24 protein-coding genes are annotated in these 25,823 nt (G+C 67.2%); 14 read left to right on the top strand and 10 right to left on the bottom strand.

What is annotated here, in order from left to right; genetic code table 11:
- Positions 1–2 precede the first annotated feature (2 nt).
- On the top strand, positions 3–1,229 hold the full coding sequence (locus EL337_RS01790) for a cupin domain-containing protein (protein ID WP_048632488.1): 1,227 nt from the start codon (positions 3–5) through the stop codon (positions 1,227–1,229).
- 9 nt (positions 1,230–1,238) lie between these two features.
- Positions 1,239–2,129, top strand: coding sequence for a ferredoxin family protein (locus tag EL337_RS01785; protein ID WP_048632489.1), 891 nt, complete (start codon positions 1,239–1,241; stop codon positions 2,127–2,129).
- Here the strand turns inward: EL337_RS01785 and EL337_RS01780 are convergent.
- The gene (locus tag EL337_RS01780) at positions 2,098–3,081 is read right to left on the bottom strand and encodes a TerC family protein (protein WP_048632626.1); all 984 of its coding nucleotides are present in this window, start codon (positions 3,079–3,081) and stop codon (positions 2,098–2,100) included. The genes EL337_RS01785 and EL337_RS01780 overlap by 32 nt on opposite strands.
- Positions 3,082–3,201: 120 nt before the next feature.
- Here EL337_RS01780 and EL337_RS01775 point away from each other — a divergent pair, with 120 nt between their 5' ends.
- Complete coding sequence (locus EL337_RS01775) at positions 3,202–4,455, top strand: protoporphyrinogen/coproporphyrinogen oxidase (RefSeq protein WP_048632490.1); 1,254 nt, start codon at positions 3,202–3,204, stop codon at positions 4,453–4,455.
- Between the two features lie 37 nt (positions 4,456–4,492).
- Positions 4,493–4,822, top strand: a complete 330-nt coding sequence (locus EL337_RS01770) for a hypothetical protein (protein ID WP_048632491.1) — start codon at positions 4,493–4,495, stop codon at positions 4,820–4,822.
- Between the two features lie 3 nt (positions 4,823–4,825).
- On the opposite strand, the gene EL337_RS01765 is transcribed toward EL337_RS01770, so the two are convergent.
- A complete protein-coding gene (locus EL337_RS01765; protein WP_048632492.1) occupies positions 4,826–5,605 on the bottom strand; it encodes an SDR family NAD(P)-dependent oxidoreductase in 780 nt (259 codons plus the stop codon).
- Between the two features lie 127 nt (positions 5,606–5,732).
- A complete protein-coding gene (gene fadD2 / locus EL337_RS01760; RefSeq protein ID WP_048632493.1) occupies positions 5,733–7,448 on the bottom strand; it encodes a long-chain-fatty-acid--CoA ligase FadD2 in 1,716 nt (571 codons plus the stop codon).
- Positions 7,449–7,503: 55 nt separating this feature from the next.
- On the opposite strand from fadD2, the gene EL337_RS01755 reads away from it, so the two are divergent.
- The 6 genes from EL337_RS01755 (at position 7,504) to EL337_RS01730 (ending at position 13,623) form a co-directional block, all read left to right on the top strand.
- Positions 7,504–8,742, top strand: a complete 1,239-nt coding sequence (locus tag EL337_RS01755) for a DNA polymerase domain-containing protein (protein ID WP_048632494.1) — start codon at positions 7,504–7,506, stop codon at positions 8,740–8,742.
- 156 nt (positions 8,743–8,898) lie between these two features.
- Complete coding sequence (locus tag EL337_RS01750) at positions 8,899–9,306, top strand: STAS domain-containing protein (RefSeq protein ID WP_048632495.1); 408 nt, start codon at positions 8,899–8,901, stop codon at positions 9,304–9,306.
- 159 nt (positions 9,307–9,465) lie between these two features.
- The gene (locus EL337_RS01745; RefSeq protein WP_048632496.1) at positions 9,466–10,662 is read left to right on the top strand and encodes an acyl-CoA dehydrogenase family protein; all 1,197 of its coding nucleotides are present in this window, start codon (positions 9,466–9,468) and stop codon (positions 10,660–10,662) included.
- 85 nt (positions 10,663–10,747) lie between these two features.
- Positions 10,748–11,947 (top strand): acyl-CoA dehydrogenase family protein, encoded by a 1,200-nt coding sequence (locus EL337_RS01740; RefSeq protein WP_048632627.1) that lies wholly within the window; start codon positions 10,748–10,750, stop codon positions 11,945–11,947.
- Positions 11,948–11,958: 11 nt separating this feature from the next.
- Positions 11,959–12,198, top strand: a complete 240-nt coding sequence (locus tag EL337_RS01735; RefSeq protein ID WP_048632497.1) for a hypothetical protein — start codon at positions 11,959–11,961, stop codon at positions 12,196–12,198.
- A 12-nt stretch (positions 12,199–12,210) separates the two neighbouring features.
- A complete protein-coding gene (locus tag EL337_RS01730; protein ID WP_048632498.1) occupies positions 12,211–13,623 on the top strand; it encodes an NCS2 family permease in 1,413 nt (470 codons plus the stop codon).
- 13 nt (positions 13,624–13,636) lie between these two features.
- On the opposite strand, the gene EL337_RS01725 is transcribed toward EL337_RS01730, so the two are convergent.
- From EL337_RS01725 to EL337_RS01715, 3 genes are read right to left on the bottom strand one after another with little or no spacing between them, the layout of a single operon-like run.
- Positions 13,637–15,247 carry a diflavin oxidoreductase gene (locus EL337_RS01725; protein ID WP_048632499.1) on the bottom strand — a complete coding sequence of 537 codons (1,611 nt, stop codon included), beginning with the start codon at positions 15,245–15,247 and terminating at the stop codon, positions 13,637–13,639.
- Positions 15,248–15,305: 58 nt separating this feature from the next.
- Positions 15,306–15,926 (bottom strand): TetR/AcrR family transcriptional regulator, encoded by a 621-nt coding sequence (locus EL337_RS01720; protein ID WP_232786796.1) that lies wholly within the window; start codon positions 15,924–15,926, stop codon positions 15,306–15,308.
- Between the two features lie 40 nt (positions 15,927–15,966).
- A complete protein-coding gene (locus tag EL337_RS01715; RefSeq protein ID WP_053086835.1) occupies positions 15,967–17,196 on the bottom strand; it encodes an MFS transporter in 1,230 nt (409 codons plus the stop codon).
- 74 nt (positions 17,197–17,270) lie between these two features.
- On the opposite strand from EL337_RS01715, the gene EL337_RS01710 reads away from it, so the two are divergent.
- Complete coding sequence (locus EL337_RS01710; protein ID WP_048632500.1) at positions 17,271–18,146, top strand: LysR substrate-binding domain-containing protein; 876 nt, start codon at positions 17,271–17,273, stop codon at positions 18,144–18,146.
- Between the two features lie 48 nt (positions 18,147–18,194).
- On the opposite strand, the gene EL337_RS01705 is transcribed toward EL337_RS01710, so the two are convergent.
- The 4 genes from EL337_RS01705 to EL337_RS01690 all read right to left on the bottom strand — a co-directional run bounded on the left by EL337_RS01705 (position 18,195) and on the right by EL337_RS01690 (position 22,457).
- Positions 18,195–19,079 carry a sugar phosphate isomerase/epimerase family protein gene (locus tag EL337_RS01705; protein ID WP_048632501.1) on the bottom strand — a complete coding sequence of 295 codons (885 nt, stop codon included), beginning with the start codon at positions 19,077–19,079 and terminating at the stop codon, positions 18,195–18,197.
- Positions 19,080–19,081: 2 nt separating this feature from the next.
- Complete coding sequence (locus EL337_RS01700; protein ID WP_232786801.1) at positions 19,082–20,077, bottom strand: Gfo/Idh/MocA family protein; 996 nt, start codon at positions 20,075–20,077, stop codon at positions 19,082–19,084.
- A gap of 65 nt (positions 20,078–20,142) precedes the next feature.
- Positions 20,143–21,048: a sugar phosphate isomerase/epimerase family protein gene (locus tag EL337_RS01695; RefSeq protein WP_048632502.1), complete on the bottom strand. Its 906-nt coding sequence runs from the start codon at positions 21,046–21,048 to the stop codon at positions 20,143–20,145.
- Positions 21,045–22,457: a sugar porter family MFS transporter gene (locus EL337_RS01690; protein ID WP_048632503.1), complete on the bottom strand. Its 1,413-nt coding sequence runs from the start codon at positions 22,455–22,457 to the stop codon at positions 21,045–21,047. The genes EL337_RS01695 and EL337_RS01690 overlap by 4 nt, the downstream gene beginning before the upstream one ends.
- Before the next feature lie 158 nt (positions 22,458–22,615).
- Between EL337_RS01690 and EL337_RS01685 the strand changes: the two genes are divergently transcribed.
- The 3 genes from EL337_RS01685 to EL337_RS01675 all read left to right on the top strand — a co-directional run bounded on the left by EL337_RS01685 (position 22,616) and on the right by EL337_RS01675 (position 25,793).
- Positions 22,616–23,614, top strand: coding sequence for a LacI family DNA-binding transcriptional regulator (locus tag EL337_RS01685; RefSeq protein WP_053086836.1), 999 nt, complete (start codon positions 22,616–22,618; stop codon positions 23,612–23,614).
- A 132-nt stretch (positions 23,615–23,746) separates the two neighbouring features.
- Positions 23,747–25,171, top strand: coding sequence for a WS/DGAT/MGAT family O-acyltransferase (locus EL337_RS01680; protein ID WP_048632505.1), 1,425 nt, complete (start codon positions 23,747–23,749; stop codon positions 25,169–25,171).
- A gap of 43 nt (positions 25,172–25,214) precedes the next feature.
- Positions 25,215–25,793: a TetR family transcriptional regulator gene (locus tag EL337_RS01675; RefSeq protein WP_048632506.1), complete on the top strand. Its 579-nt coding sequence runs from the start codon at positions 25,215–25,217 to the stop codon at positions 25,791–25,793.
- Positions 25,794–25,823: the final 30 nt, after the last annotated feature.

The following is a 25,823-nucleotide window of genomic DNA, read 5'->3' as shown; positions in this document are numbered from 1 at the left end:
GCGTGCTCAGCCGCTGCATCGCGATCGACCCCCAGCTCTTCGCCACGGAGTACTGGGGGCTCAAGCCGCTGCTGAGCGCGTCCGGCGCGCTGCCCCGCGACTTCGGTGACCTGTTGTCGACCGGCATGGTCGACGAACTTCTCGCCGAGCGCGGGGTGCGCGCGCCTTTCATCCGGCTGGCCAGAGAAGGCGAGGTCCTGGGTAAAGACACCTATCTCGGACCCGGCGGATTCGGCGCGGAAATCACCGACCAGGTGGATCCGGCCAAGGTGCTCGCCCAGTTGCACGACGGTGCGACCGTGGTCCTGCAGGGTTTGCACCGGCTCTGGCCCCCGGTGGTCGACTTCGTCCGGCACATGGTCGACGACGTCGGGCATCCGGTCCAGGCGAATGCCTACATCACGCCACCCGGCAACCGGGGCTTCGACTTCCACTACGACGTCCACGACGTGTTCGTCCTGCAGGTGGCCGGCACCAAGCGCTGGGTGGTGCACGAGCCGGTGCACGCTCACCCACTGCCGTCGCAGCCGTGGACCGGCTACCGCGACCGGATCGCGGAGCAGGTCGGAGGCGACCCCGTGATCGACACCGTCCTCGCCGAAGGCGACGCCCTGTATCTGCCGCGCGGCTGGGTGCACGCCGCGCAGGCGCTGGACACCACGTCGATTCATCTGACCATCGGGGTTTCGGCCACCACGGTGCTCGATGTCGCCCGGGCCGTCATCGACCAACTGGCTCATGACGAAACGTTCCGCGCCCCTCTGCCGTTGGGCGTCGACCACTTCCGGCGAGACGACACAGCGGCCGCCGCGGCGAAGGTGATCGCCCAGATGGTCGACCGACTGCGGGACAACGCCACCGAACTCGGTTCGGCCGCGGCCGAACAGCTGGCGTCCCGGCACGCGCTGCGCACCCGCCCCGAACCTGTTCGTCCTCTCGCCACGCTCGCAGCCGCAGAGCGGGCCGGCACCGTCGCGGTCCGCTGGCGCCGCGGCCTGGACGCCGTCATCGACCCCGTCGGCGATGACAAGGTGATGCTGCGCCTTCCGGACAAGACGATCACACTGCCGTCGATGTGCGCGCCGGCTCTGCACCAACTGCGCACCGGAGGTGTCACCGAGGCGCGCACAGTCGACGGCCTCGACACCGCCGACGCCACCGTGCTGGTGCGGCGACTGCTCCGCGAGGGCGTGCTGGTACCGGCCACCGAACACTCGCCCGGTCCCTAGGCTGACCGGGTGACGCTTGCCAAGCGCCCGCCCTGCAGCGACCAGTCGCTGGCGCGGGACGAGCCGATGTACGGCACCGCGTCGGCAGGGTCGTCCTGGCTGCTGCTCGAGGTGTGCGGCGGCTGGGGGCCGTCGGCGTTTCTGCAGTCGCCGGGAGCGATCGACCCTGCACTCGGGCGTGCGATCGTCCGCCGCGCCGAGTCCGCGGGGATGCGCATCGCCGCGATCCGGCGGCACGGACGTCGTCCGGAGACACCGCGCTGGCGGTGGTTCGTCGCGAAATCGGACGTGGGACGTCACGCCCTGTTTCACGGCGAGGTCGGCGACGCACGGGATTACCTGGATCTGGCCCTCGATGGGAGCGACGGCAGCCGGTCCGCCGATCCCCTGGTGGCGATCTGCGCACACGGCAGGCACGACCAGTGCTGCGCGGTGCGCGGACGCGCGGCGGCCGACGCGATCGCCACCGCCTACCCCGAATTCACCTGGGAATGCTCACATCTGGGCGGGGACCGGTTCGCCGCGACGATGCTCATCCTGCCCGAGGGTCTGTGCTACGGCCGCGTCGACCACGCCGACGCCGCCGGACTGGTCCGGCGGTACCTCGACGGGCGGCTCGATGACCGCTTCCTGCGCGGCCGGACGTCGGTACCCCACGCCGTGCAGGCCGCCCAACATTTCGCCCGCCGGGCCTACGGCGACGACCGCATCGACGCGTTGCACCCGTTGGCCGTCGAACCCGGCGAGGGCGTGGTCCGGGTGGTGCTGAGCGCCGACGATGCGCCCATCGAGGTTCTACTGGACGAGACGATGTCGGAACCGCTGTTCTCGCAATGCCGCGCCGTCACCGCGGGACGGGTGCGTACGTTCACGCTGCGGGCGATCGGCCCCGTGTCCTGATCAGGCTCGCCACCGTGGTGATCACCAGGGTGGCGCCGATGACCGACAGCGACAGCGCGGTGGAGATCTCCGGTACCGCGACATGCTCGCCCCCGTTGACGAACGGCAGGGTGTTCTCGTGCAGCGCGTGCAGCACCAGCTTCACCCCGATGAAGGCCAGGATGAACGCCAGCCCGAACGACAGGTAGACGAGGCGGTCCAGCAGACCACCGATCAGGAAGTACAGCTGGCGCAGACCCATCAGCGCGAACGCGTTGGCCGCGAACACGATATAGGGCTCCTGGGTGAGGCCGTAGATGGCGGGGATCGAGTCGAGGGCGAACAGGATGTCGGTGAACCCGATCGCCACCAGCGCCAGCAGCATCGGGGTGACGAACCGTTTGCCGTCGATCTTGGTGGTCAGCTTGGCGCCGTCGAACTCATCGGTGGTGGGCAGGAACCGTTTGGCCAGCGCGATGATCCGGCTGTCGCGTTCCTTCTCGTGTTCCTCCTCGTGTCCGCCCTCGCGGGCGAGCTTGACCGCGGTGAGGATGAGGAAGATGCCGAACAGGTAGAAGACCCAGCTGAACGCGTTGATGGCGGCCGCACCGATGAAGATGAAGACCGCCCGCATGGCGAGTGCCATCACGATGCCGATCAGCAGCACCCGCTGCTGGTGCTCCCGGGGCACCGCGAACGAACTCATGATGATGGTGAACACGAACAGGTTGTCGACCGACAGCGCCTTCTCGGTCACGTAGCCGGCGAAGTACTCACCGCCGTAGCCGCTGCCCCACTGCCACATCACAAACAGGCCGAACAGTATCGCCAGCGCAATGTAGATGGCCGACCACGCCGCCGATTCCTTGAACGAGGGCGCGTGCGGCACCCGAGCGTTGGTGACGAAATCGAAGACGAACAATCCGATCACGACAGCACACGTGACAGCCCAGACCACCGCAGATACATCCACACCCGCCATTATCCGGATGGCGAACAGTGCTTCCCGCCCAGCAGCCCCTCGCCGCTTACCGATCTGTGACGTTTCCCCGCCGACACCGGTGCCGCGCGAGGGCCCGGGTACAAGTGGTCCATGAGTGTCCGGCCTGGTGACGACTGCGACGTGCTCATCGTCGGAGCAGGGTTGGCGGGTCTGCGGTGTGCGTCGGTGCTGGCGGCGAGTGGACTGTCGGTGCTCGTCTGGGAGGCCGGTGACCGGGTGGGCGGACGCGTCCAGACCGACGTCGTCGACGGATTCCGGTGTGACCGCGGCTTCCAGATCCTCAATCCGGCGTACCCGGAACTTCAACGGGCCGTTGATGTTTCAGCACTGCACCTACAACCCTTCGAGGCCGGGGTCGCCATTCGTCGCAGCGAAGGCCCGGCCGTCTGGGTGCATCCGCTGCGCAGCCCGCAGCGCCTGCCGCGAATGCTGCTCGGTGGAGGTCTGGGTCCGCGTGACGCACTGTCGCTCGGTCGCTGGGCGGCGCCTGCCCTGAGGCCCGGGGCGCTGAAGGCAGCCGAGCACGACGTGTCGCTGACGGAGGCGCTGGACCGGGCTCGCGTCCGCGGCCTCGCACGCACCGTGGTGCAACGTTTTCTGGCCGGTGTGCTGCTCGAGGATCACGGCTCGACGTCCAATGCGTTCACGCTGCTGCTGGCCCGGATGTTCGCACTCGGTGTCCCCGGCCTGCCGGTAGCGGGTATGCAGGCGTTGCCGGAACTGCTCGCCGCGCCGGTCCTGGATCGAATCGTCCTGCACCGCAGGGTGTCCGCCGTGACCCGTGACGGACAGGGCTGGACGGTCACCACCGGTGACGAGACCGTGCACGCCCGCCACGTCGTCGTCGCCACCGACCCGCGGACGGCCGCGGCGCTGACCGATGCGCCGCCGCCGGCGATGAAGGGGGTGGTCACCGACTGGTGGGCCGCCGACAGCGTGCCTCCCGGGCCCGGCATGCTCTGGGTCGACGGCCGCTCGACAATGCCCGGGCCGGTGGTCAACACCGCGGTCATCAGCCGCGCGGCACCCAGCTACGCGCCCGCGGGACGCCATCTCATCGCCGCGTCGGCACTGGTCGGGGCAGACCGGCGGACCCCGTCGGAGACCGAAACCCGGGCGCACGCCGCCGACATCCTGGGTGCCGACGCGACCGGGTGGTCGCCGGTGATCCGTCACGTGATTCCCGATGCTCTGCCCCAACAACCTCCACCGTTGCGGGTCCGCCGGTCGGTCCGCACGCCGACAGGCCTCTGGGTGTGCGGCGATCACCGCGACACCGCGTCGATCCAGGGAGCCCTGGTCAGCGGACGGCGGGTCGCAGAAGCGATCGTGCGCGAGAGCTGACCGGGTTACCGCCCACATTCGCGGGAACTCCCCGATCATGACCAACGATCGTGACTTCACCGAGAAGCGATTCGACAAGCCCGGCGCGTTCCGGGCCGCCGCGCTCTACGCGTCGATCGTCGTCGCGGTGGCCGCGCTGGCGTTCGCGCTCTACGCGTTCGGCGCCCGGGACTCGGTGTACGCCGCCGTTCTCGTGCCCGCGGTGCTGTTCATCGGTGGTGTCGGGGCACTGGTGCAGGCGTACCGCGTCTGGAAGGCCGGCGGCGGGTGGTTCCCCTGGCAGGGCGTGGGCTGGTTTCTGCTGTTACTGATGCTGGTCGCGCTGGCCATCCCGGGGTCAGCGTTCATGGTCGGCGGCGTCGAGTAGGGGCTACGGCAGGATCGCGTCGACGTATCCGCCGTCGACCCGCAGCGCACCACCCGTCGTCGCCGACGCCAGCGGCGACGCGAGGTAGGTGACCATGTTCGCGATCTCCTCGGGCTCGATCAGCCGCTGGATCAGTGACTGCGGGCGGTGCAACCGCATGAATTCGCGCTGCGCTTTCTCCCACGGCAGGTCGCTGTCCACCAATTGGTAGACGAAGTCCTCGACACCGGCGGTGTGGGTCGGTCCCGCGATCACCGAGTTGACGGTGACACCGGTGCCTGCGGCGTCCTTGGCGAACCCGCGCGACAGCGCGAGCAAAGCGGTCTTGGACACCCCGTAGTGGATCATCTCCACCGGGGTGACCACCGCGGAGTCGCTGGCGATCTGCAGCACCCGGCCCCAATGCCGGTCCACCATGCCGGGCAGATACGCACGGATGAGTCGGGCCGCGGCCAGGACGTTGACCTCGAAGTAGGTGCGCCACTGCTCGTCGGTGATCTCGAGGGCCGGCACCGCACCGAAGATCCCGAGGTTGTTCACCAGGATGTCCACAGCGGGAAACTCCGCGAGCAGCGCGTCGACACCGTCGGCGGTGGTCACGTCGGCGGCGACCCCGCGGACGTCGCCGTCCACGGTCGCGACGGCATCGTCGACCCGCTTACGGTCCCGCCCGTTGACGATGACGCGCGCGCCACTCGAGGCGAGCCCTTGCGCGATGGCCAGGCCGATGCCCTGCGTCGAGCCGGTGACGAGCGCGGTCTTTCCGGTCAGATCGATGTTCACGCAGAGGTACTACCACCGCGCGGGGCACGCTATTCCTGCGTGCCGTCCGTCGAGTCTGAACTTGTGTTCGAGATTCTCGCCGAATCTCGGTCATAAGTTCAGTTTCGGCGCCACCGCGCGGGGCAGGCTATTCCTTGCCGGTGTCCGGTTCCATCTCCCGCAACTCCCGCTTGAGGATCTTGCCCGTGGGGTTGCGCGGCAGCTCGTCGATGAAGATGACTTCGCGCGGCACCTTGTAGCGCGCCAGGTTCTCGCGCACGTAGGCCTTGATGGCGTCCTCGTCGACCGTCGCACCCTCGACCTTGACGACGAAGCAGCGCAGCCGGTGGCCCCACTCCTTGTCCTCGACACCCAGCGCGGTGGCCTCCACGACCTCGGGATGGCCACTGACCAGATCCTCGACCTCGGCCGGGAAGACGTTCTCGCCGCCGGAGACGATCATCTCGTCGTCACGCCCGCTGACGTAGAGCAGATCATTCTCGTCGAAGTAGCCGACGTCGCCGGACGACAGCAGACCGTCGATGATCTGCTTACCTCCACCGCCGGTGTACCCCTCGAACGGGAAGAAGTTGCCGACGAAAATCCGGCCGACCTGTCCGCGGGGCACGTCCTGGCCGTTGTCGTCGAGGATCCGGACCTTCATGCCCTTGACGACCGGACCGACGGTCGAGGGATCGATCGAAAGGTGTTTGGGCCCAGCAATACTCGCGAATGCCACCTCGGTCGACCCGTAGAGGTTGTACACGACGGGGCCCAGTTCCTTCAGCGCCCTGGTGGCCAGCTCGGCACCGAGTTGCGAGCCGGAGACGAACACGATGCGCAGCGACGACAGGTTGGGCTTGGGTGAGGTCTTGTCGAGTTCGTCGAGCATGCGCGACAGCATCACGGGGACGACGACGATCGCGGTGGCCTTGTGCTTCTCGATGTCGGCCAGCACCGTCGCCGGCTTGAACTTGCGGCGCAGCACCAGCGTCGAGCCGAGCATCATCGCGATGGTGCCGTGCAGGAAGCCCAGCGCGTGGAACATCGGCGCGGGCAGCGAGGTCACCTCGTTTGCTTTGAACGGCACCGACGACAGCACGCCGCCGATGGGGGCGAGCGACGGCGGGGCACTGCGGTTGGCGCCCTTGGGCGTTCCGGTGGTGCCACTGGTCAGGATGATGATGGACGAGTGCTTGGTGGCCTTCGGCGGCGGGGCGGCACTGGTGCGGGCGATCAGTTCCTCGAGGGTTTCGTCGGTGCTGCCCGACGGCTCGTCCTTGTCTGGGTTGACGCCGAGGGCGCGCAGCTTGCCGAGTTCGGGATCGGCCTGCGCGACGGCACCGGTGTATTCGTCGTCGAAGATGATGAGTTTGGCGCCCTCGCGCTCCGAGACCTCTTTGATCTGCGGGCCGGAGAACTCGCTGTTGAGCAGGATGATGCGGGCACCGATCTTCGCGGTGGCGTATACCGACACCAGGAACCAGCGATGGTTTCTGGCCAGGATGGCCACCCCGTCGCCGCCCTTGACGCCCTTAGCGAGCAGGCCGTTGGCGACGGCGTTGACCGCGGCGTCGAGTTCGGCGAACGTCATCTCGCCGAAGTCGTCGATGACGGCGAGGCTGGTCGGGTACCGACGGGCATTGAGCGTGGGGATCATGCCGATCTCACCCCAGCGGCGAATGTCGGCGAAGAACGCGGCGATGTCTTGGGGCGGCTCCAGTTTCAGCGCGCCCGCTTCGAACATCTTGCGGGCATAGTGCAGCTCGGCCGAGCCACGCTCCCAGTACTTGACGGCGGTCTTGCCGACCGACTCCTGAACCTTGGCGAGCGCCTGCAACGGAAGATCGCTGAGCTTGGACATGCGTCAACCTTATGTGACGGCGGTCGCAGTGTGGCCTGGAACATACGATGAAGGAATGGCCGCGCGCGAGTCCTATGAGATCGCCGGACAGCAGGTGCCGATCACCAACCCGGACAAGGTGATCTTCGGCGATCTCGGACTCACCAAACTCGACCTGATCCACTACTACGCCTCGGTGGCCGACGGTGCCCTGCGTGGGGTCTACGACCGTCCGATGATCCTGAAGCGATTTGTGAAGGGCATCTCCGAGGAAGCCGTCTTCCAGAAGCGGGCCCCGGAGAAACGTCCTGACTTCGTCTCTGTCGCCGAGCTCAAATATGCGTCCGGGACCTCGGCCAAAGAAGCGGTGCTGCACGACGCCGGAGGTCTGGTGTGGGCGGTCAACCTCGGCTGCGTCGACCTCAATCCACACCCGGTCCGCTCCGGCGACCTCGAGCACCCCGACGAATTGCGAGTCGACCTGGATCCGATGCCGGGGGTCGGGTGGCGCCAGATCCTCGACGTCGCCTTCGTCGCAAGGGAGGTGCTCGAAGACCACGGTCTGGTGGCGTGGCCCAAGACGTCAGGCTCACGCGGCTTCCACATCTATGCGCGCATCCACCCGCGCTGGCCGTTCAAGCTCGTCCGGCTGGCGGCCGAGGCGGTTGCACGTGAAGTGGAACGCCGGGCACCGGAGTCGGCGACCGCACGCTGGTGGAAGGAGGAACGCCACGGCGTGTTCGTCGACTTCAACCAGAACGCCAAGGACCGCACCGTCGCCTCGGCGTACTCGGTGCGTGCCACCCCGGATGCGCGGGTGTCGACGCCGCTGTTCTGGGACGAGGTGGCCGGGTGCCGGCCCGAGGAGTTCACCGTGGCGACCGTGCCGCGCCGCTTCGCCGAGCACGGCGACCCGTGGGAGGGCATGGACGACGCAGTCGGCGGTCTGGAGGCGCTCCTCGACCTCGCGGACCGGCTGGGGCCCGCAGAAAAGGCGCCACGGGGCGCCGCCAAGTCTGCCGACGGGCGACGGCAATCGATCATGCCGTTGATCGAGATAGCCAGGACCAAGACCAAGGACGAGGCACTGGCCGCACTGGCGCAGTGGCGTGACAAGTACCCGGCTGCAGCCGAAAAGCTGGCGCCCGCAGATGTTCTCGTCGACGGTATGCGCGGGCCCAGCTCCATCTGGTACCGGATTCGGGTCAACCTGCAGCACGTCGCCGAGGATGCTCGCCCGCCTCAGGAGGACCTGCTGGCCGACTACAACCCCTGGGTGAACTACACCGGATCGCAGCAGCAACGCAGGGATTGACCGCAGAGTTACCGGCGGGTTTGCTGTCCGATTCCGCTCCAGGTTCTTACCGAAGTATTAGTCGTTACACCCAGCGGCCTTAAATTGGCTCACTAACTTGGCTTGTGTGACCCCGAACAGACGGGTCGTGAAGGCACGAGATCGAGGGAGGCTGCAATGTACGGTAATCCGACGTTCCACTGCGACGGTGCCGGCATTCGGGCGCACTGCCGTCAACTGGCCACCGTCGTGACCATCGCGGGCCACCTCGACGTGGTCAACGTCGAACGGGCGGCCCGGTACATCGATCGGTTCATCCTCGCGGAGAAGCCCTTCGTCCTGGACCTCACCGACGTCGATTCCTTTACCGAGGAAGCCATTTCGCTGCTGTTCACCATCGACGACCTCTGCTCCGCCGCCGGTGTCGAGTGGTCGCTGATCGCCAGCCGTGCGGTCGAGCAGACACTCCATGACGCCGGTATCGAGTTCGACGGGGCCGGTTCGGTCCCCGAGGCGCTCAACCATTTCGCCGATGCGATGGTCGCCCGCCGTCAGCTGCTCCCCCTGCTCACCAAGTCTGCGTAAGGATCCCCCGTGTTGCTTGATGTTCGCTGGCTCCGGTTCCTGCTTCAGCGTCGCCATAGGGCGCACCACCAGCACCTCGCTCTTCCCGCCTGACCTCACAGGCACACCGACTGTCGAGTTGACCGTCGGCCGCCCCGGGCGCTGCTTTAGTCTGCAGCTATGGGCACTGATGCCGATGCCGACCGGATCGCCGACGCCGCACGACGGGTAGTCCAGACGCACGACCCGAAGTCGGTCCCGATCCCTGAATTTCTGGGCGCCTGTTTTGACGCGGGTCTGTCGTGGGTGCATTTCCCCGAAGGATTCGGCGGCCTCGGGGTGTCCCGCGGACTGCAGGCCGTCGCCGACCGGATACTGCAGGGTGCCGGCGGCCCGGTCCCTCTCGGCCTGAATCCGATGGGGTACGGCATGGCCGCGCCCACTGTGCGCGAGCACGCCCAGACCGACGACGTGCGCAAGCAACTCCTGCGGCCGCTGGCCACCACCGAGGACATCTGGTGCCAGCTGTTCTCCGAGCCGGGTGCAGGCTCGGACCTTGCCGGCCTGGCCACGTCGGCGGTGCTCGACGGCGATTCCTGGGTGGTCAACGGGCAGAAGGTCTGGACCAGCCTGGCCCATCGCGCCAAGTGGGGGCTCCTGCTCGCCCGCACCGATCCGGGCGTGGCCAAGCACAAAGGCCTGACCTACTTCGTGATCGACATGCACGGCGAGGGCGTGCAGACCCGGCCGCTGCGCCAGTTGACCGGTCATGCCGAGTTCAACGAGGTCTACATGACCGACGCGCGCATCCCGGACACCTTCCGGCTCGGCGGTGTCGGCGACGGCTGGCGAGTGGCGATGACGACGTTGATGAACGAACGCAGCGCGCTGGGCGGCAGTGGCAACAGGCGCGGCGCGGGCACCATTTCCGACGCCGTCGCGCTGTGGGCGTCGCGCCCCGATCTGCACACCCCGGTGCTGCGCGATCGGCTGACCAGCCTGTGGCTGCGCGCCGAAGCGCAGCGGCTGACCTCCGAGCGGTCCAGGGCCTCGGCGACCGTCGGCGGACCCGGTCCGGAAGCCTCGATCGGCAAGTTGGTGGGCGCCGAGCTGAACCAGCACATCTATGAGTTCTGCATGGACCTGCTCGGTCCGGAGGGGATCCTCTACGACGGCTACGGAATGCGAGGCGCGGACGCCGACGGCGGGGATTGGCGCGGTCCGATCCAGCAGCGGTTCCTGCGCAGCCGAGCCAACACCATCGAAGGCGGGACGTCCGAAGTGATGCGCAATATTCTCGCCGAGCGGGTGCTCGGTCTGCCCGGGGATCTGAGGGCGGATGCCGGGATGGCGTGGAAGGAGATCCCGCGTGGCTGAGGAGCTTGCGGATCAGCCCATGGGCACCGCTGAGGAGCTTGCGGATCAGCCCATGGGCACCGCTGAGGAGCTTGCGGATCAGCCCATGGGCACCGCTGAGGAGCTTGCGGATCAGGAATTCGTGTTCACCGAGGAGCAGGCACAGCTGCGCGCGGCGGTACGCAAGTTCTGCGCCGACCACGTCGATGAGAGCGCGGTCCGCAGGTGGATGGAGTCCCACCCGCCGTTCGACCCGAAGGTCTGGGCGCGGCTCGGCTCGGAGTTGGGCGTGCTGGGCATGTCGGTGCCCGAGGCCGACGGCGGCGTGGGCGGCACCCTGATCGACCAGGCAGTCGCGGTCGAGGAGCTCGGCGCCGTGCTGGCCTGCGGCCCGCTGTTCGGCACCGTGTACCTCGCGATCCCGGCGCTCGTCGCCTCCTCGCAAAGCCCTGCGCGCAGCGCACTACTGGCTCAGCTGCTCGACGGCACCCGTACCGCCGCGTTCGCGGTCGCCGACGACGCAGGTGCGTTCGATCCGGCAGCTGTGGCCGTGGAAGCGGTCGACACCGGCGGCGAGTGGACTCTCAACGGCACCGTGGAGCGGGTCGTCGACGCCGGGGCCGCGGACGTGATCCTGGTGGCCGCTACCGGCCCCGACGGTCTCGGCCTGTTTGCGGTTGACGCCGATAGCGTTGGCGTGCAACGTATTTCACTGGGCACACTGGACCTGACCCGACCGCAGGCCACCGTCGGTCTGGTTGGCGCGGCGGCGCAGCTGATCGCAGGCCCTGACGAGGCGGAGCGGGTGATCACGCACGCGCTGCAGGTCGGGGGCGCACTGCTGGCAGTCGAGCAGGTGGGCGCCGCCCAGCACCTGCTCGACCTGACGGTCGACTACGCCAAGGCTCGACTGCAGTTCGGCAGACCGATCGGTTCTTTCCAGGCGGTCAAGCACCGCCTGGCCGATGACCTGGTCGCGATCGAACACGCCAGATCATCGGCCTATCACGCCGTGTGGGCGCTGGCACACCGCCTCGAGGTGCCCGACGATCCGGCGCTGGCGGTCAGCATCGCGCAGGCGACCTGCTCGGCAGCGGGCGTTCGGGTTGCCTCCGACGCCATCCAGGTACACGGTGGTATCGGATTCACCTGGGAGCATCAGGCCCACCTGTACTACAAGCGGGCCTACACCGATGCCGCACTGCTGGGCAACGCCGAACAGCACCGCACCCAGGTGGCCCGGTTCGTGCTCGACGTCGCGCCGGACAGAGATGCACCACGCGTGGCCACCGGGATTCCGACTTGAGGGGGAACGAAGTGACACAACCTATCTCGCGCTTCATCGGTGCGTCGGCCATCGCCGCCGCCGCCGTCGCGGGCCCGCTGCTGGCTGCCGTGAACACCTCGCCGCCCACCTCCACCGCGCAGTGCCCGGCCGGACAGACCGGCGTCATCTACGGGTGCTCACCGTTCTGCCTGCCCGGTAAGTACCTCGACACCCAAACGGGGCTGTGCATGCCGGTACCGCCCCCACCGCCACCGGCGCCGCGCTACTAGGCAGGCCGCAACGTGAATCCAGTGGACCGCTTCTTCGAGATCACGGCCCGCCAGTCGACCCTGGGCACCGAAATCCGCGGTGGTGTCGTCACCTTCATCGCGATGGCATACATCATCGTGCTGAACCCGATCATCCTGTCGGGTTCGGCGGACGTCAGCGGCAACACGCTGGACTTCGCGCAGGTGTCGGCGACCACTTCGCTGGCCGCGGGCGTCATGACGATCCTGTTCGGCCTGATCGCCCGGCTACCGTTCGCCCTCGCCGCGGGCCTGGGCATCAACTCGTTCCTCGCCACCACCGTGGTCGGCACGCTGACGTGGGCCGAAGCCATGGGCCTGGTCGTCATCAACGGCATCATCATCGTCCTGCTCGCGGTGACGGGTCTGCGTCGCATGGTGTTCGACGCGGTGCCGATGCAGCTCAAGCTCGCGATCACCGCGGGCATCGGGCTCTTCATCCTGTTCATCGGTCTGGTGGATGCGGGATTCATCGCCTCGACCGGTGTTCCGTCGCCGCCGGTGGGCCTTGGCACGGGCGGGCTCGGTTCCATCAGCACCGTGCCGACGCTGGTGTTCGTCTTCACCTTGCTGCTCACCGCCATCCTGGTGGCCAGGAAAGTTCGCGGCGGCATTCTGATCGGGCTGGTGGTCGGCACCGTGATCGCCGTCGTGATCGAGGCGATCTGGCATCTGGGATCGGCTACCGAAAATCCCGGCGGATGGAGTCTTTCGGTGCCGTCCCTGTCGGGTTCGCCGTTCTCACTGCCCGATCTGTCGCTGGTCGGCGAGTTCAGCCTGAACAGCTTCAGCCGGATCGGCGTCCTCGCGGCGGTGATGCTGGTGTTCACACTCGTGTTCGCCAACTTCTTCGACGCCATGGGCACGATGACGGGTCTGTCCCGCGAAGCGGGCCTCGCCGACGACCGGGGCACGTTCCCGAGGCTGCGGGCGGCGCTGGTGGTCGAGGGCGCGGGCGCGGTCGTCGGCGGTGCGACGTCGTCGTCGTCGAACACGGTCTTCATCGAGTCGGGCGCGGGTATCGAGGAGGGTGCGCGGACGGGGCTGGCCAACGTGGTGACCGGTGTGCTGTTCCTGGCCGCCATGTTCATCTCACCGCTGGCTTCGGTGGTCCCGACGGAGGTGGCTGCCGCTGCTCTGGTGGTGGTCGGCGCCATGATGGTGTCGCACCTGCGCCACATCGACCTGGCCGAGTTCTCGGTGGCGTTGCCCGTCGTGCTGACGGTCGCGGTCATGCCGTTCAGCTACTCGATCGCCAACGGTATCGGCGTGGGTTTCATCGCCTGGGTCGTGATGCGCACGGCCGCAGGCAAGGCCCGCGAGGTCAGCCCGCTGCTGTGGATCGTGGCCGCCGGGTTCGCGGTCTACTTCGCGCGCGCACCGCTGGAGTCGGTCATCGGAGCGTGACGCACTCCCGGCCTCAGTACACGTCGCGGAGATAGCGATGTGTGGTGATGAGGTTGTTGACGTAGTCGTGGGCGCCGTCGTCGTTCAATCCCCCTGCGGTGGATACGATCTCGTGTAGCGCGCGGTGGACGTCTCTAGCCATGTGGTCGGCGTCGCCGCAGACGTAGACGTACGCCCCGTCTTCCAGCCAGGCGTATACCTGCCCGGCGTTGGCCACCAGATGGTGCTGGACATAGTCTTTGGATTCCTGATCGCGGGAGAAGGCGCAGTTCAACCGAGTCAGCACCCCGGCCTCTCGGAAACCGACGAGGTCGTCGCCGTAGAGGAAGTCGGTGGCACGGTGCCGATCGCCGAAGAACAGCCAGGACCTGCCCGTCGCCCCGGTGAGTTGGCGCTCCTGCAGGAAGGCCCGGAACGGCGCGATGCCGGTGCCGGGACCGATCATGATGATGGGCACATCCGGAGCCGGCAGACGGAATGTGTCGTTGGGTGCCAAGTGGATTCGCACCGTCTCGGCCCTGTCTGCGAGGAAGCCGGATGCGGCGCCGCGGTGCGCCCGCCCGCGGGCTTCGTACTCCACCGTGGCGACGGTCAGGTGGATGTGCGCGGGATGGGCCAGCGGACTGGACGCGATCGAATAATCGCGATGCTGCAGGGGTCGCAGCGTGGCCACCACCTCGTCGACGCCGAGATCCGCCAGCTCGAGCAGGTCGAGTACGTCACGTCCGTGCAGCCACGCCGTCAGGGCGGCCGAATCGGCTCCGCTCAGGACGGCCGCCGCGTCGGCATCGGTGGTTCGCGTTGCCACGAGGCTTTGCAGCGCTCCGCTAGGAACCCGCAGCTCGAGGTGGTCGGCGAGCAGCGTGCCGAGTGGCTGTTCTCTCTCTGACACAACCTGATCGGCGTCCACTCCGAGCCTGGCCAGCACGGCGTCGACGAGTGCGGGATCGTTGCGTGGATGGACACCGAGCGAGTCGCCCGCCTGGTAGGTGATGCCGCTGTCGCCGAGATCGATCTCGTAGTGCCGAACCGACTTACCGGAGCCCACCGCGATCAGGGACCGGTTCGCCACGACGCGCGCCTCGTACGGATTCCTGCGGTCCCACGGCGAATCTTGCTGTACCGGAGTCAATTCGGGACCTTCAGCAGGCAGTGCCGACGAGGTCAGCGGCGCCAGGAGCGCGACGAGGGCGGCGGTCCACGCCTCGGAGGGCTCCTCGAACTCGAGGTCGCAGTCGACCCGGTCCATCAGCCGGGTCGCGCCGAGCTCGTCGAGGCGGGCGTCGATGACCTTGCCCGCGTTGCAGAAATCGGGGTAGTAGCTGTCGCCCAGGCCGCAGACCGCGAAGGTCAGGTGGTCGAGGCGTTCGGCACCGTCGGCGCTGAGCTCTTCCCAGAAGACCTCGGCGTCGTAGGGCATCTCCCCTTCGCCGTAGGTCGCGGTGATCACCACGAAGTGGGTCGCCTCCAGCAGCGACTGCACGTTGAGATCGTTGAGGTACTGCGGCTCGACGTCGATGCCTACACCACGCGCGGCCTGCGCGAACTTCTTGGCGACCATCGTGGAGTTGCCGGTCTCCGTCGCAAATCCCAGGACCAGCGCAAACGGTTCACTGTCAGACATCGGCGGAGCCAGCCCTTTCCAGGCGCCACGGGTAAGTGCGGCCTTAGTTAGGGCAACCTTACTGGGTGACGGGGATCTGTGCCCGCCTCCCCTCTCCGGTGGACTCACGCTCAGCGGCCACCCCGATGATCACCGCCCGAATCTGCCGCCGGAGATCGTCCCTGCTCACCTGGCGGGGCGAGTCGTGGAGGAAAGAGACTGCCAGACCCCCGAGGAAGGCCAGCAGCACCGATGCCTGCTCGTCACACAGCGCGCGGTCCAGCGGCGCCCCGCCGGCGGTCTGGGTGGCGATCACCACACGCTCGGCCAACGCCCGGAATCTCTCATCCAACTGCTGAAAGCCCATCACAAGATCCGCGTCACGCCTGGCCGGCATGGTCAATGCCAGGCGGGCGCGCATACGCGACTGCTGCGGTTCCGTGCGAATGGACAGGATCTGGTCCGCCAGCGTTCCCGCGATGGCGGCTTCGCTACCGTGGGTCACGTCTTTACAGGCCTGCGTGAAGGCCTCCGCGTCATAGCGGGTCAGTTGATCGGCGACGCCGTGCAGGAGCGCCGCCCTGGTGCGGTAGTAGAACGACGTCGTGCCTGCGGGTACCGCGGCCCGGTGATCCACTTTGAGGTGGCTCAGACCGTGGGGACCGTCTTCGGCCAGCAGAGCGATCGCGGCGTCACACAACAGGCGCCGGCGTTCCGGGGCGTTGTGCTTTCGTCTGGTGTCAACACCGTGGATCGTAGAGGTGACTCGATGGCCTGTGCGGGCTGCGCGGACCGTCGGCATGTCGCGGCGTCTTCGCGACCGCGGCGCAGATCGACGCAGCGACGCCGAGGCCCCCGACCAGCGCCGCGACGGCCAGCCACCGCCCGCCCGACCAGGCCACTCCGCCGAGCCACCCGAACACACTGGAGCCTGTGTAGTAGCCGATCGTGTACAGCGCGGTGGCCTGAGAGCGCCCGCACTCGGCACGCGCGGCCACCATGCTGGAGGCCACGGCGTGCCCGACGAAGAACGCGGTGGTCAGCACGGCCACCCCGGCGACGATCGCCACGAGAGGACCGGACAGCGTCACCGCAGCGCCGAGCGCGATCGCCAGGCCGGCCGTACCGAGCACAGCGGGTGCGCCGAAGCGACCACCGAGCCATCCGGCGGCGCGAGAGCCCGCGGTACCACCCAGATAGGTCAGGAAGACCAGCGAGATCGCGGCGGGAGCAAGACCGTACGGGGCACCGGCGAGCCGGAACGGTAGATAGTTGAACACCGTCATCACGGCACCGGACAGGAGCATGCCGACGACAAGAATCGGCCAGATTCCGGGGTTGCGCAGATGCAAGATCAGCGCAGGCGCCGCGCCGCGGGCGGGGCGCCGTACGCCCGGCCGCGGGAGCAGGCCGATCATTGCGACCATCAGTACGGCGACGGTGGCATCGAGAACGAGAAGTCCTGTCCGCCAACCTAACTGGTCAGCAGCCGGCACTGCGAACATGCGGCCACCGAGACCACCCAGGGAGGTGGCAGCCACATAGCTGCCGGTCACCGTCGCAGCCCGAGCCGGGCTGACGAGGTCGTGCGCCAACGTCATCGCCAGCGCCGGGATGCCACCGAGCGCGACACCGTGCACCAGCCGGCCGGCGAGCAGCAGCTCGAAGGTCGGCAGGAAAGGCACCACGACAGCGCACACCGCCGCCGCACCGGCGGCCGCGCGCATTGCCGTTCGCAGCCCCACCCGGTCCGCCGCCCACGACCAGGGCAACACCGACACAGCGAGGCCCAGCGTGGCGGCCGAGATCAGCAGCGCTGCCTGGGATGCCTCGACCGACATGTCCCGGGCGATCAGCGGGAGCAGTCCCTGTGGTGCGTACATCGCGGCGAACGCAGCCAGACCCGCACACCACAGCGTCACCACGAGACGCCGCTCGCCACGCAGTGTGGGAGCGGAGATCGTCAGCACCCGACCATTGCACCCAAGATGATTTATCGTGTGAAGGTCGAATCAGGTCTTTCAGTTATAGGGAATGGCTTTTAATGATCGAGGTCAGGGAGGCGCGCTACTTCATCGCCGTGGCGGAGGAGCTCAATTTCGGCAGGGCTGCCGAGCGCTTGCAGATGTCACAGCCTCCTCTGTCGTCGGCGGTGAAGGCGATCGAGAAACGCCTCGACGTGCTGCTCCTGAACCGGACGACTCGGCACGTGGCGCTCACCTCGGCAGGCACGGTGTTCCTCGACAGATGCCGAAAGCTCGTCGCCGCCGCCGGGGACGCCGAGTCCGCGGCCCGACTGGCTGCCGAAGGTCAGCTGGGCGAGCTTCGTATCGGCGCTGTGACAACTGCTTTCACCCACGTACTGCCGACGGCGTTTGCGGCGCATTCGCGATCACATCCTGGCGTCGAGGTCAGCGTCCGCGAGGTGGACACACATCTGGGATCAGAGTTGTTGCAGCGCAGGGAGATCGATATCGCGGTGGTGCGGCACGGCCCCGCCCGGCCATGGCTCCGCCACGTCACGTTGACGAGCGAGCCGTTCGTGCTTGCCGCGCCCGCCGGCTGGGAACTGCCGCGCGCCGTCCACACTGATCTCGCCTCCGCCGCGGATCTGCCGTGGGTATGGATTCCGCGTTCCGGGACGCCCGACTATCACGATCAGGTCGCATCCTGTTGCCGCAACGCCGGATTCAGCCCGGTTGCGCGACATACCGCCCTGTCGATCAGCAGTCAGCTGACGATGGTCGCAGCCGGCCTCGGCGTCGCGCTGGTGCCCGAGAGTTCGGCGGCCCGGCAGGACGGGATCCAGACGGTGCGGGTGCAGACGCCGTTGACCATCGCGATGAGCGCTCTCTTCCGTACTGATGCCGACCTGCTGGTCGCCGAGTTCATCGACGCCCTCGTCGCCGCTTCCCGGTAGCGTCGAAACGGTATTCCCTGCCCGCATTCGACGCTCTGCCGCGTACCCCTACCGTTCGACGAACCGGTGTTTGGTGATGTAGTCGGTCATGGTTTTGAGTTGGTAGCGCGAGACCTCATGGGCGGTTTCGTCTTCGGCGAAGACGCTGGAGACCATCACGGTGTCGTCGCGGTCATAGAAGCCGAGCCTTGCCAGTCCGCCGAAGAACTCATCCCAGTCGACGTCGCCGTCACCGATCTTGAGATGCTGGTGCACCCGCACCGGATTACCCGGCGGATTGGTGATGTAGCGCAACCCATGCGATCGGTGATGATCCATCGTGTCGGCCACATGGACCAGCCGCAGCCGCTCCCCTGCCGCTGCCATGATCTCGGCCACCGAGCCACCCATGTGGAACGAATGGCATGCCACGAACACCATCCCGATATTGGACGAGTTCACCCCACGGATGATCCGCAGCGCCTCCATGCCGTCTTCGACGAAATCGTCGGGGTGCGGATCGATGCGCACGTCGATGCCCTCGCGCTCGAAGAGCGGCACCAGTTCCTCCATCGACCGGAAGAAGCAGCGCTCCGATTCCTCGGCCTTCTCCGGGCGCCCCGAGAACTCGGTGTTGATCACGTTGACCCCGAGGTCGACGGTGATCTGCACGACGCGCTTCCAGTTGCGTACCGCGGCTTCACGGGCGTCCTCGTCGGGGCCCGACCACCGCAGTACGGGCAGCACCGACGCGATGCCGACGCCGGCGTCAGCGCACGCGGCACGGAACTTGGCCACCAACGCGTCATCTGCACGCGGATGGTTGAAGAACGGGATGAAGTCCCGATGCGGTGTCAGCTGGAGGTACTCGTAACCGAGATCGGCTACCACAGCGGGCAGTTCGAGCAGCGAGTGATCGTGGTGAAACGGCGTCGGATCCAGCGCGATTTTCATGGTCACGCCCCCAGGATCGATGTACGGTCGACCATGGTCACCGCAACCGGCAGGCCGCTGGTGAGCGACTCGACACCGGCCTCACACACAGCGGCGGCGGCATACCCGTCCCAGGCGCCAGGCCCGTCGGTGTAATTTCCGGTACGGGCTCCGCCTCGGACGGCGTCGACCCATCGCTGGAATTCGGTATCGTACGCCTGGCCGAACCGTTCTTTGAAGCTCGGCGCGATGGTCCCGCCCCAGGTGCCCGGTGCGTTCCTGCGTACCAGACCGACGTCCAGACCGATTATCGCGCTGCCCTTTTCGGCGACGACCTCGGTGCGGACCTCGTACGCCACACCCGTGGTCACGAAGAGTTCGACGTCGACGTGCTTGCCAGATGCGGTCCGCAGGATCGCGATCTGAGGATCGGCGAGCCCCTGCGGTGCACCGGAATTTGCCGACGGCTTGACGATCTGGATGGAGATGATCTCCTCGTCGAAGAGGAAACGCGTGACGTCCACCTCGTGGACCAGCGAGTCGCGCACGATCATCGCACTGTCGAACGACGGTGGGACGGCCGGGTTGCGGTGTGCGCAGTGCAGCACGAGCGGGCGACCGAGGTCGCCTGAGTCAAGCAACGCCTTCAGGCCGGCGTACTCGTGATCGAAGCGACGCATGAAGCCGACCTGGATCAGCCGCTTGCCGAGTTCAGCCTCGCGCCTGACCACGTCCAAAGACGTTGTCACATCGTTCGTCAGCGGCTTCTCGCACAACACCGGCTTGCCGTGCTCCAGGCAGGCGAGCAGCTGAATCTCGTGGGTGGGACCCGGCGTCGAGAGCACCACGGCGTCGACGTCTGTATCGGCGATCGCGTCGAGCGGGTCACCGATGGCACGGCAGCCGGGGATTTCCGCGGCAATCTGCTCGGCCTTCTCGGTCACGTAGTCGTTGACCACGGCGACTCTCGCACCGGAGATCCGCGCCTCGATGCGCGCGGCGTGGTCGGCACCCATCATTCCGACACCCAGGACGGCGATTCTCAAGTCGGACAAGGCTTTCTTCTCCTTCGAACCAAGGCCGACTAGCTGAACGTGACGGACGGGATGCCGCAGGACCCCAGGTACTTCCGGGTCCGTCGGGCGATGGGCAGGGGGGCGTCGACCGCGCAGGGATACATGTCCTGCTCGACGATCGCGAACACGTCGATGCCGAGCTTCTCGACCTCGGCCAGCAACGGCGGCATGTCCGGGATGCCCAAGGGCGGTTCGGTCATAGCGCCGAGCTTGACGGCCTCGCCGAACGGCAGGTCCTGCGCCTCGACCTTGTCACGTACCTCCGGATCGACCTGCTTGAGGTGCAGATAGCCGATGCGCTCCGGGGCGCGCCGGATGATGGCGATGTTGTCGCCGCCGCAGTAGCTGATGTGCCCGGTGTCCAGGCACAGATTCACGAACTCCCCGTCGGTGCCGTCGAGGAACCGGTAGACGTTCTCCTCGGTATCGACGTGGCTATCGGCGTGCGGATGGTATTGCGCACGTAAACCGTACCTCTCGAACATCGCCTTGCCGAGATCGTTCATGCCCCGGGTCTTTCTGCGCCACTGCTCGACGGTGAGGTTGCGGTCCTCCAGCACGGCGCCGGTGGACGGGTCGCGCCACATCTCCGGGATGACGACGACGTGCCTGCCGCCGACGGCGGCTGTCAGCCGCGCGACGTCCTCGATCTGCGTCCACACGGCATCCCAAGCGTCATCCTGGTGCAGGTGCTCGAATACCGTTCCCGCCGACAGCTTCAGCCCGCGTGAGGCCAGCTCGTCGGACAACAGCTGCGGGTCCGTCGGCAGGTAGCCGAACGGCCCGAGCTCGATCCACTCGTAGCCCGACGCCGCGACTTCGTCGAGAAAGCGCGCGTACGGTGTCTGTTGCGGATCATCGGGGAACCACACGCCCCACGAATCGGGGGCGGATCCGACGCGAATGGTGCTCATATAGAAGTCCTTTCGGTGAGGGCAGTGGACCCTTCGGCTTCGAGTCGCTCTTCGAGCTCCTCAAGCGAAGTGCCCTTGGTCTCCGGTACCAGACGGTGCACGAACAACCAGGAGCCGATGTTGACGAGGACGAACAGCGCGAACGTGCCGGTGGAGCCGAGCGCGTTGTTCAACAGGGGGAACAGGAAGGAGATGATCGCGTTGGTGCACCACAGCACGAACACGGCGATCCCCATCGCGAAGCCGCGCACCGACAGCGGGAAGATCTCCGACAGCAGCAGCCATACGCAGGTGCCGATGAACATCTGCACGAAGCCGACGAAGAGCACCATGGCGCCGAGGATCACGTAGCTGCGGGTGGTGTTCTCGGGCAACAGGAATGCGGCGGCCAGCGCGGCCTGGGAACCTGCGACGCCGGCGAACCCGATGAGCAGCATGGTTCGCCTGCCGATGTAGCCGAGCAGGATGATCCCGATGACCGTGGTGATCACCGACGTCACGCCGACGGCGATGGTGGCCACCAACGCTGCGCTGACGCCAAGGCCACTCTGCTCGAGGATCGTCGGCGCGTAGTAGTTCACCGTGTTGATACCGGTGGCCTGCTGAACGATGGCCAGCCCGCACCCGATCAGGACGACGCGCCTGATCCATGGAACGTCGCGGATCACCGAGAAGGGGGCGCTCTTTGTCTTGAGCATGTGGTTGGTGTGCTCGACGACAACCGCGAACTCGGTCTTGGCGTCGCGCGGAGTGCGGCTCAGGGACAACACATTCCGCGCCTCGGGCAGCCGGCCCTTGAGGGCATACCAGCGCGGCGAGTCGGGCAGGATGAGCATGCCGATCAGCAGGGCCACCGCGGGGACGGCGGCCACGGCGAGCATGGTGCGCCACACGTGCGCGTCGCGGATGAGTTGGTCGAGAAGCGCGTTGGTGGCGAAGGCCAGCATCTGACCGGTGACGATCATCAACTCGTTGATGGTGACCATCCGGCCGCGTCGCTCGGCGGGCGCCATCTCGGCGAGGTACAGCGGGCACGTCACGGCGGCAGCACCCACGCCGAGACCCAGAACGATGCGGGCGGCGACCATGATCTGGACGTTGGGTGCGAGCGCACATCCGATGGCGCCGATGAGAAACAGTCCCGCGCAGATCAGCAGCGTGCGCTTGCGACCGACCCGATCGGCAACCCGGCCGCCGAACAGCGCACCGAAGGCGGCCCCCGGGAACAACAGGGAGCTGACCACCGTGGCCTCACCGAACGCCGAGAGCGCGAGGTCGTCCTTCATGTAGAGCAGGGCGCCGGAGATGACGCCGGTGTCGTAGCCGAACAGCAGCCCGCCCAGGGTGGCGATCACGGTGAGCTTGGTCAGGAAACGCCCCGACGGATCGGGCTGGGTTCGGGCGGACACCGGTACCTCGCTTCTGCGACTAACGCGCGTTAGTAACGCGCGTGAGGTCTACTATGAACTCGCCTCGCTACCGTGTCAACCGTCACTCATCTGGAGGGATCCTCGCCGTGACCACACCTCGTCGGCGTCGCCCGAGCGCCGCACCGCGCCGGCCCACGATGGCCGACGTCGCGGAGCGGGCAGGGGTGTCACGCACGTTGGTGTCGTTCATCCTCGACGGCAAGCCGGGTGCCAGCGAGGAGACCAAGCAGCGAGTACTGGCGATCGCCGAGGAGATCGGCTACCGCCCCGATTCGGCCGCGCGGCTCCTTGCCCAAGGCCGCAGCCGAACCCTGGGCGTCATGAGCGACATCCGCCAGCTGTTCGAGGCGGAGCTGGTCACCGACATCTATCCGGCTGCCGAACACCTCGGCTACGAGGTCCTGCTCTCGGCGAACCTGCCCGGCCGCACCGAGGAAACGGTGGTCGAATCGCTGCTGAGCCATCGCTGCGGAGCGTTGATCCTGCTCGGCCCGAAGTCCGATCAGGATTTCTACCGCAAGGTCGCCGAACGTGTGCCGGTCGTGGTGGCCTGTCGTCGCCTGACGGTGCTGGACCACGTGACGCCACTGGCCACGGTGCGGACCAACGACACCAAGGGAATTCGGCAGGCGGTCGACTACCTCGTGGGCCTGGGACACCGGCGGATCCATCATGTCGGCGGCGGGAAGGATCCCGGCGCCGGTGAGCGGTTGCGGGCCTACAAGGCCGCGATGCGCGCCCACGGCCTGTCCGACGACATCGCGGTGACCGTCGGTGCCCACAACGAAGAATCCGGCGCCACGGCGGCGCGCGCGATGTTGGACGCGCCGACACTGCCGACGGCGGTACTGGCCGGCAACGATCGCTGCGCCTTCGGCATTCTCGACGTGTTCACCCGCGCCGGAGTCGACGTGCCCGGCCAGGTGTCGCTGATGGGGTACGACGACAACCGGTTATCCGAGAATCCGCGTATCGATCTGACCACCATCCACCAGGACGCACCCGGGATCGCCCGCAACGCCGTCGATCTGGCCGTGCAGATGCTTGTCGACGGACCGTCGCACGCGGCGGACGTGATCCTGGAACCGACGCTGGTCGTGCGTGGCACCACTGCGCCGCCGCGGGCGGCCGACTGAGAGGTCGTCGAGTTCGCTGTAAGTGAACGCGCCGGGCCCGACGGGCGAGTATCCAACGCGTCTCCGTCGGTCGCTACCGCGAATGTTCCCATTCCACACCCGGCATGCGGGGTCGTCCGTACGCTGCTGCTGATGAACCGGCTATCCAGCGTCGATTCCGCCTTCTGGTTCGCTGAGAACCTCAAATGGCACATGCACATCGGCGCGATCGCCGTCTGCGATCCTTCCGACGCACCGGCGTTCAGCTTCGATCTGGTGCGTGACCTGATTGTCAGCCGACTGCCCGAACTTCCCCAGCTGCGGTGGCGAGTCGAGGGCGCCCGACTGGGCCTGGACCGGCCCTACTTCGTCGAGGACGACGACATCGACGTCGACTTCCACATCCGCCGTATCGCGGTGCCCTCACCCGGCGGGCGCAAGGAGTTCGACGAGCTCGTGGGCCGGCTGATGTCCTACAAGCTGGACCGCACCAAGCCGCTGTGGGAGCTGTGGTTCATCGAGGGGCTGGAGAACGGCCGCGTCGCGATCGTCACGAAGATGCACCACGCGATCGTCGACGGCGTGTCCGGCGCCGGGCTCAGCGAGATCCTCCTCGACGTCACACCCGAGCCACGTCCGGCAGTGATCGACGTAGAACGCTCCCTGGTCGGCGTGAACCCGCCCCGCCGGGAGGTCCGGGCAGTCAACGGGCTGATCAACGTCTGGGTCAAGACCCCGTACCGCATCGCCCGCCTCGTCGAGCAGACGGTGCGCCAGCAGATCGCGGTGCGCGGGATCGACAACAAACCGCCCCGCTACTTCGATGCACCGAAAGTCCGTTTCAACGGCCCCATCTCGCCCCACCGACGGGTGGCGGGTGCCAGCGTGCCGCTGGACAGGGTCAAGGCGGTCAAGCGTGCCTTCGACGTCAAGATCAACGACGTGGTCCTCGCACTGGTGTCCGGGGCGCTGCGCAGTTATCTGAAGGAGCGCGGTGAGTTGCCGGACAAATCGCTCGTGTCACAGGTGCCGGTGTCCACGCGCGCCGAGGCCGACGACGCCGTCGGCAACCAGGTGAGCGCGATGACGGTCGTGCTGGCGACCGACGTCGCCGATCCGGCCCAGCGCATCAAGGCCATCTACGCCTACACCCAGGGCGCCAAGGAGATGACGAAAGCGCTTACCGCACACCAGATCATGGGGTACACCGAGACGACACCGCCGGGTCTGCTCGCGCTGGCATCGAGGGCGTACGCCGCCAGCGGCATCGGCCGCAACATCGCCCCGATGAACGTGGTGATCAGCAATGTTCCCGGGCCCGATTTTCCGCTGTACATGGGCGGTGCCCGGGTCGAACGACTCATGCCGCTCGGGCCGCTGCTCTTCGACGTCGGGCTCAACGTCACCTGCTTCAGTTACTGCGGCTCCGTCGACTTCGGATTCATCACCACACCGGAGATGGCGGCCGACGTCGCCGACCTGGCCGACCAGATCGAGACCGCGCTACACGACCTCGAAGTGGCGGCAGGGATCTTCGAGGACCCCTCGCCGAAGCCCCGCAAGCGAGGACGTCCCTAGGTCGACCCGCGGTGGCGGACCGCGCTGCTGCGACAATCACAGGATGGACGCCAGCGAGGAACCGGGGTTGCGGGAGCGTAAGAAGACCCGCACCCGCGAAACGGTGCGCCGCGAGGCTTTCCGATTGTTCGAGCTCAACGGCTACGCGCAGACCACCGTCGACCAGATCGCCGAGGCCGCCGACGTCTCGGCGAGGACGTTCTTCCGGTATTTCCCCACCAAGGAATCGGTGCTGTTCAACGACGACCTGCTCAGCCCGATCATCGAGGCGTTCCTCGTCGCACCTGCGGACCTGTCACCGGTGGCGGCGTACCGGCATGCCGCCGCCACGGTGTTCACCGCGATGGCAGGACCCGAGTACGACTACCTGATCGCCCGCCAGCGGCTTCTCTACTCTCTCCCCGAAGCCAAGGGCGCCCTGTGGAACGAGCACGTCAAAGCCATCCGACTGCTGACCGCCGCGATGGCCCAACGACTCGGGCGCCCCGAGGACGACGACCAGAGCCGGGTCACCGCCGGAGCGATCATCGGGGTGTTCATGTCCGTCACCGACGACGCACCGATGTCGGGCGAGTCCTTCCTGCACGCGCTCGACGTCCTCGACAAGGGGCTTCCGCAGTAGACACTCGGCCCGTCGGCCCGCGAGCGTGCG

Source organism: Mycolicibacterium aurum, assembly GCF_900637195.1.
Classification (GTDB): domain Bacteria; phylum Actinomycetota; class Actinomycetes; order Mycobacteriales; family Mycobacteriaceae; genus Mycobacterium; species Mycobacterium aurum.
The sequence above is the reverse complement of the archived record's forward strand: the minus strand, read 5'-3'. Positions and strand labels throughout refer to the sequence as shown.

Coding starts and splice junctions, on each gene's coding strand:
- EL337_RS01710 (WP_048632500.1), top strand. CDS start 17,271: ATGATCGAGGTCAGGGAGGCGCGCTACTTCATCGCCGTGGCGGAGGAG.
- EL337_RS01770 (WP_048632491.1), top strand. CDS start 4,493: ATGACCAACGATCGTGACTTCACCGAGAAGCGATTCGACAAGCCCGGC.
- EL337_RS01750 (WP_048632495.1), top strand. CDS start 8,899: ATGTACGGTAATCCGACGTTCCACTGCGACGGTGCCGGCATTCGGGCG.
- EL337_RS01725 (WP_048632499.1), bottom strand. CDS start 15,247: ATGTCTGACAGTGAACCGTTTGCGCTGGTCCTGGGATTTGCGACGGAG.
- EL337_RS01700 (WP_232786801.1), bottom strand. CDS start 20,077: ATGATGGGTGCCGACCACGCCGCGCGCATCGAGGCGCGGATCTCCGGT.
- fadD2 (WP_048632493.1), bottom strand. CDS start 7,448: ATGTCCAAGCTCAGCGATCTTCCGTTGCAGGCGCTCGCCAAGGTTCAG.
- EL337_RS01675 (WP_048632506.1), top strand. CDS start 25,215: ATGGACGCCAGCGAGGAACCGGGGTTGCGGGAGCGTAAGAAGACCCGC.
- EL337_RS01680 (WP_048632505.1), top strand. CDS start 23,747: ATGAACCGGCTATCCAGCGTCGATTCCGCCTTCTGGTTCGCTGAGAAC.
- EL337_RS01745 (WP_048632496.1), top strand. CDS start 9,466: ATGGGCACTGATGCCGATGCCGACCGGATCGCCGACGCCGCACGACGG.
- EL337_RS01705 (WP_048632501.1), bottom strand. CDS start 19,079: ATGAAAATCGCGCTGGATCCGACGCCGTTTCACCACGATCACTCGCTG.
- EL337_RS01775 (WP_048632490.1), top strand. CDS start 3,202: ATGAGTGTCCGGCCTGGTGACGACTGCGACGTGCTCATCGTCGGAGCA.
- EL337_RS01685 (WP_053086836.1), top strand. CDS start 22,616: ATGGCCGACGTCGCGGAGCGGGCAGGGGTGTCACGCACGTTGGTGTCG.
- EL337_RS01740 (WP_048632627.1), top strand. CDS start 10,748: ATGGGCACCGCTGAGGAGCTTGCGGATCAGGAATTCGTGTTCACCGAG.
- EL337_RS01755 (WP_048632494.1), top strand. CDS start 7,504: ATGGCCGCGCGCGAGTCCTATGAGATCGCCGGACAGCAGGTGCCGATC.
- EL337_RS01695 (WP_048632502.1), bottom strand. CDS start 21,048: ATGAGCACCATTCGCGTCGGATCCGCCCCCGATTCGTGGGGCGTGTGG.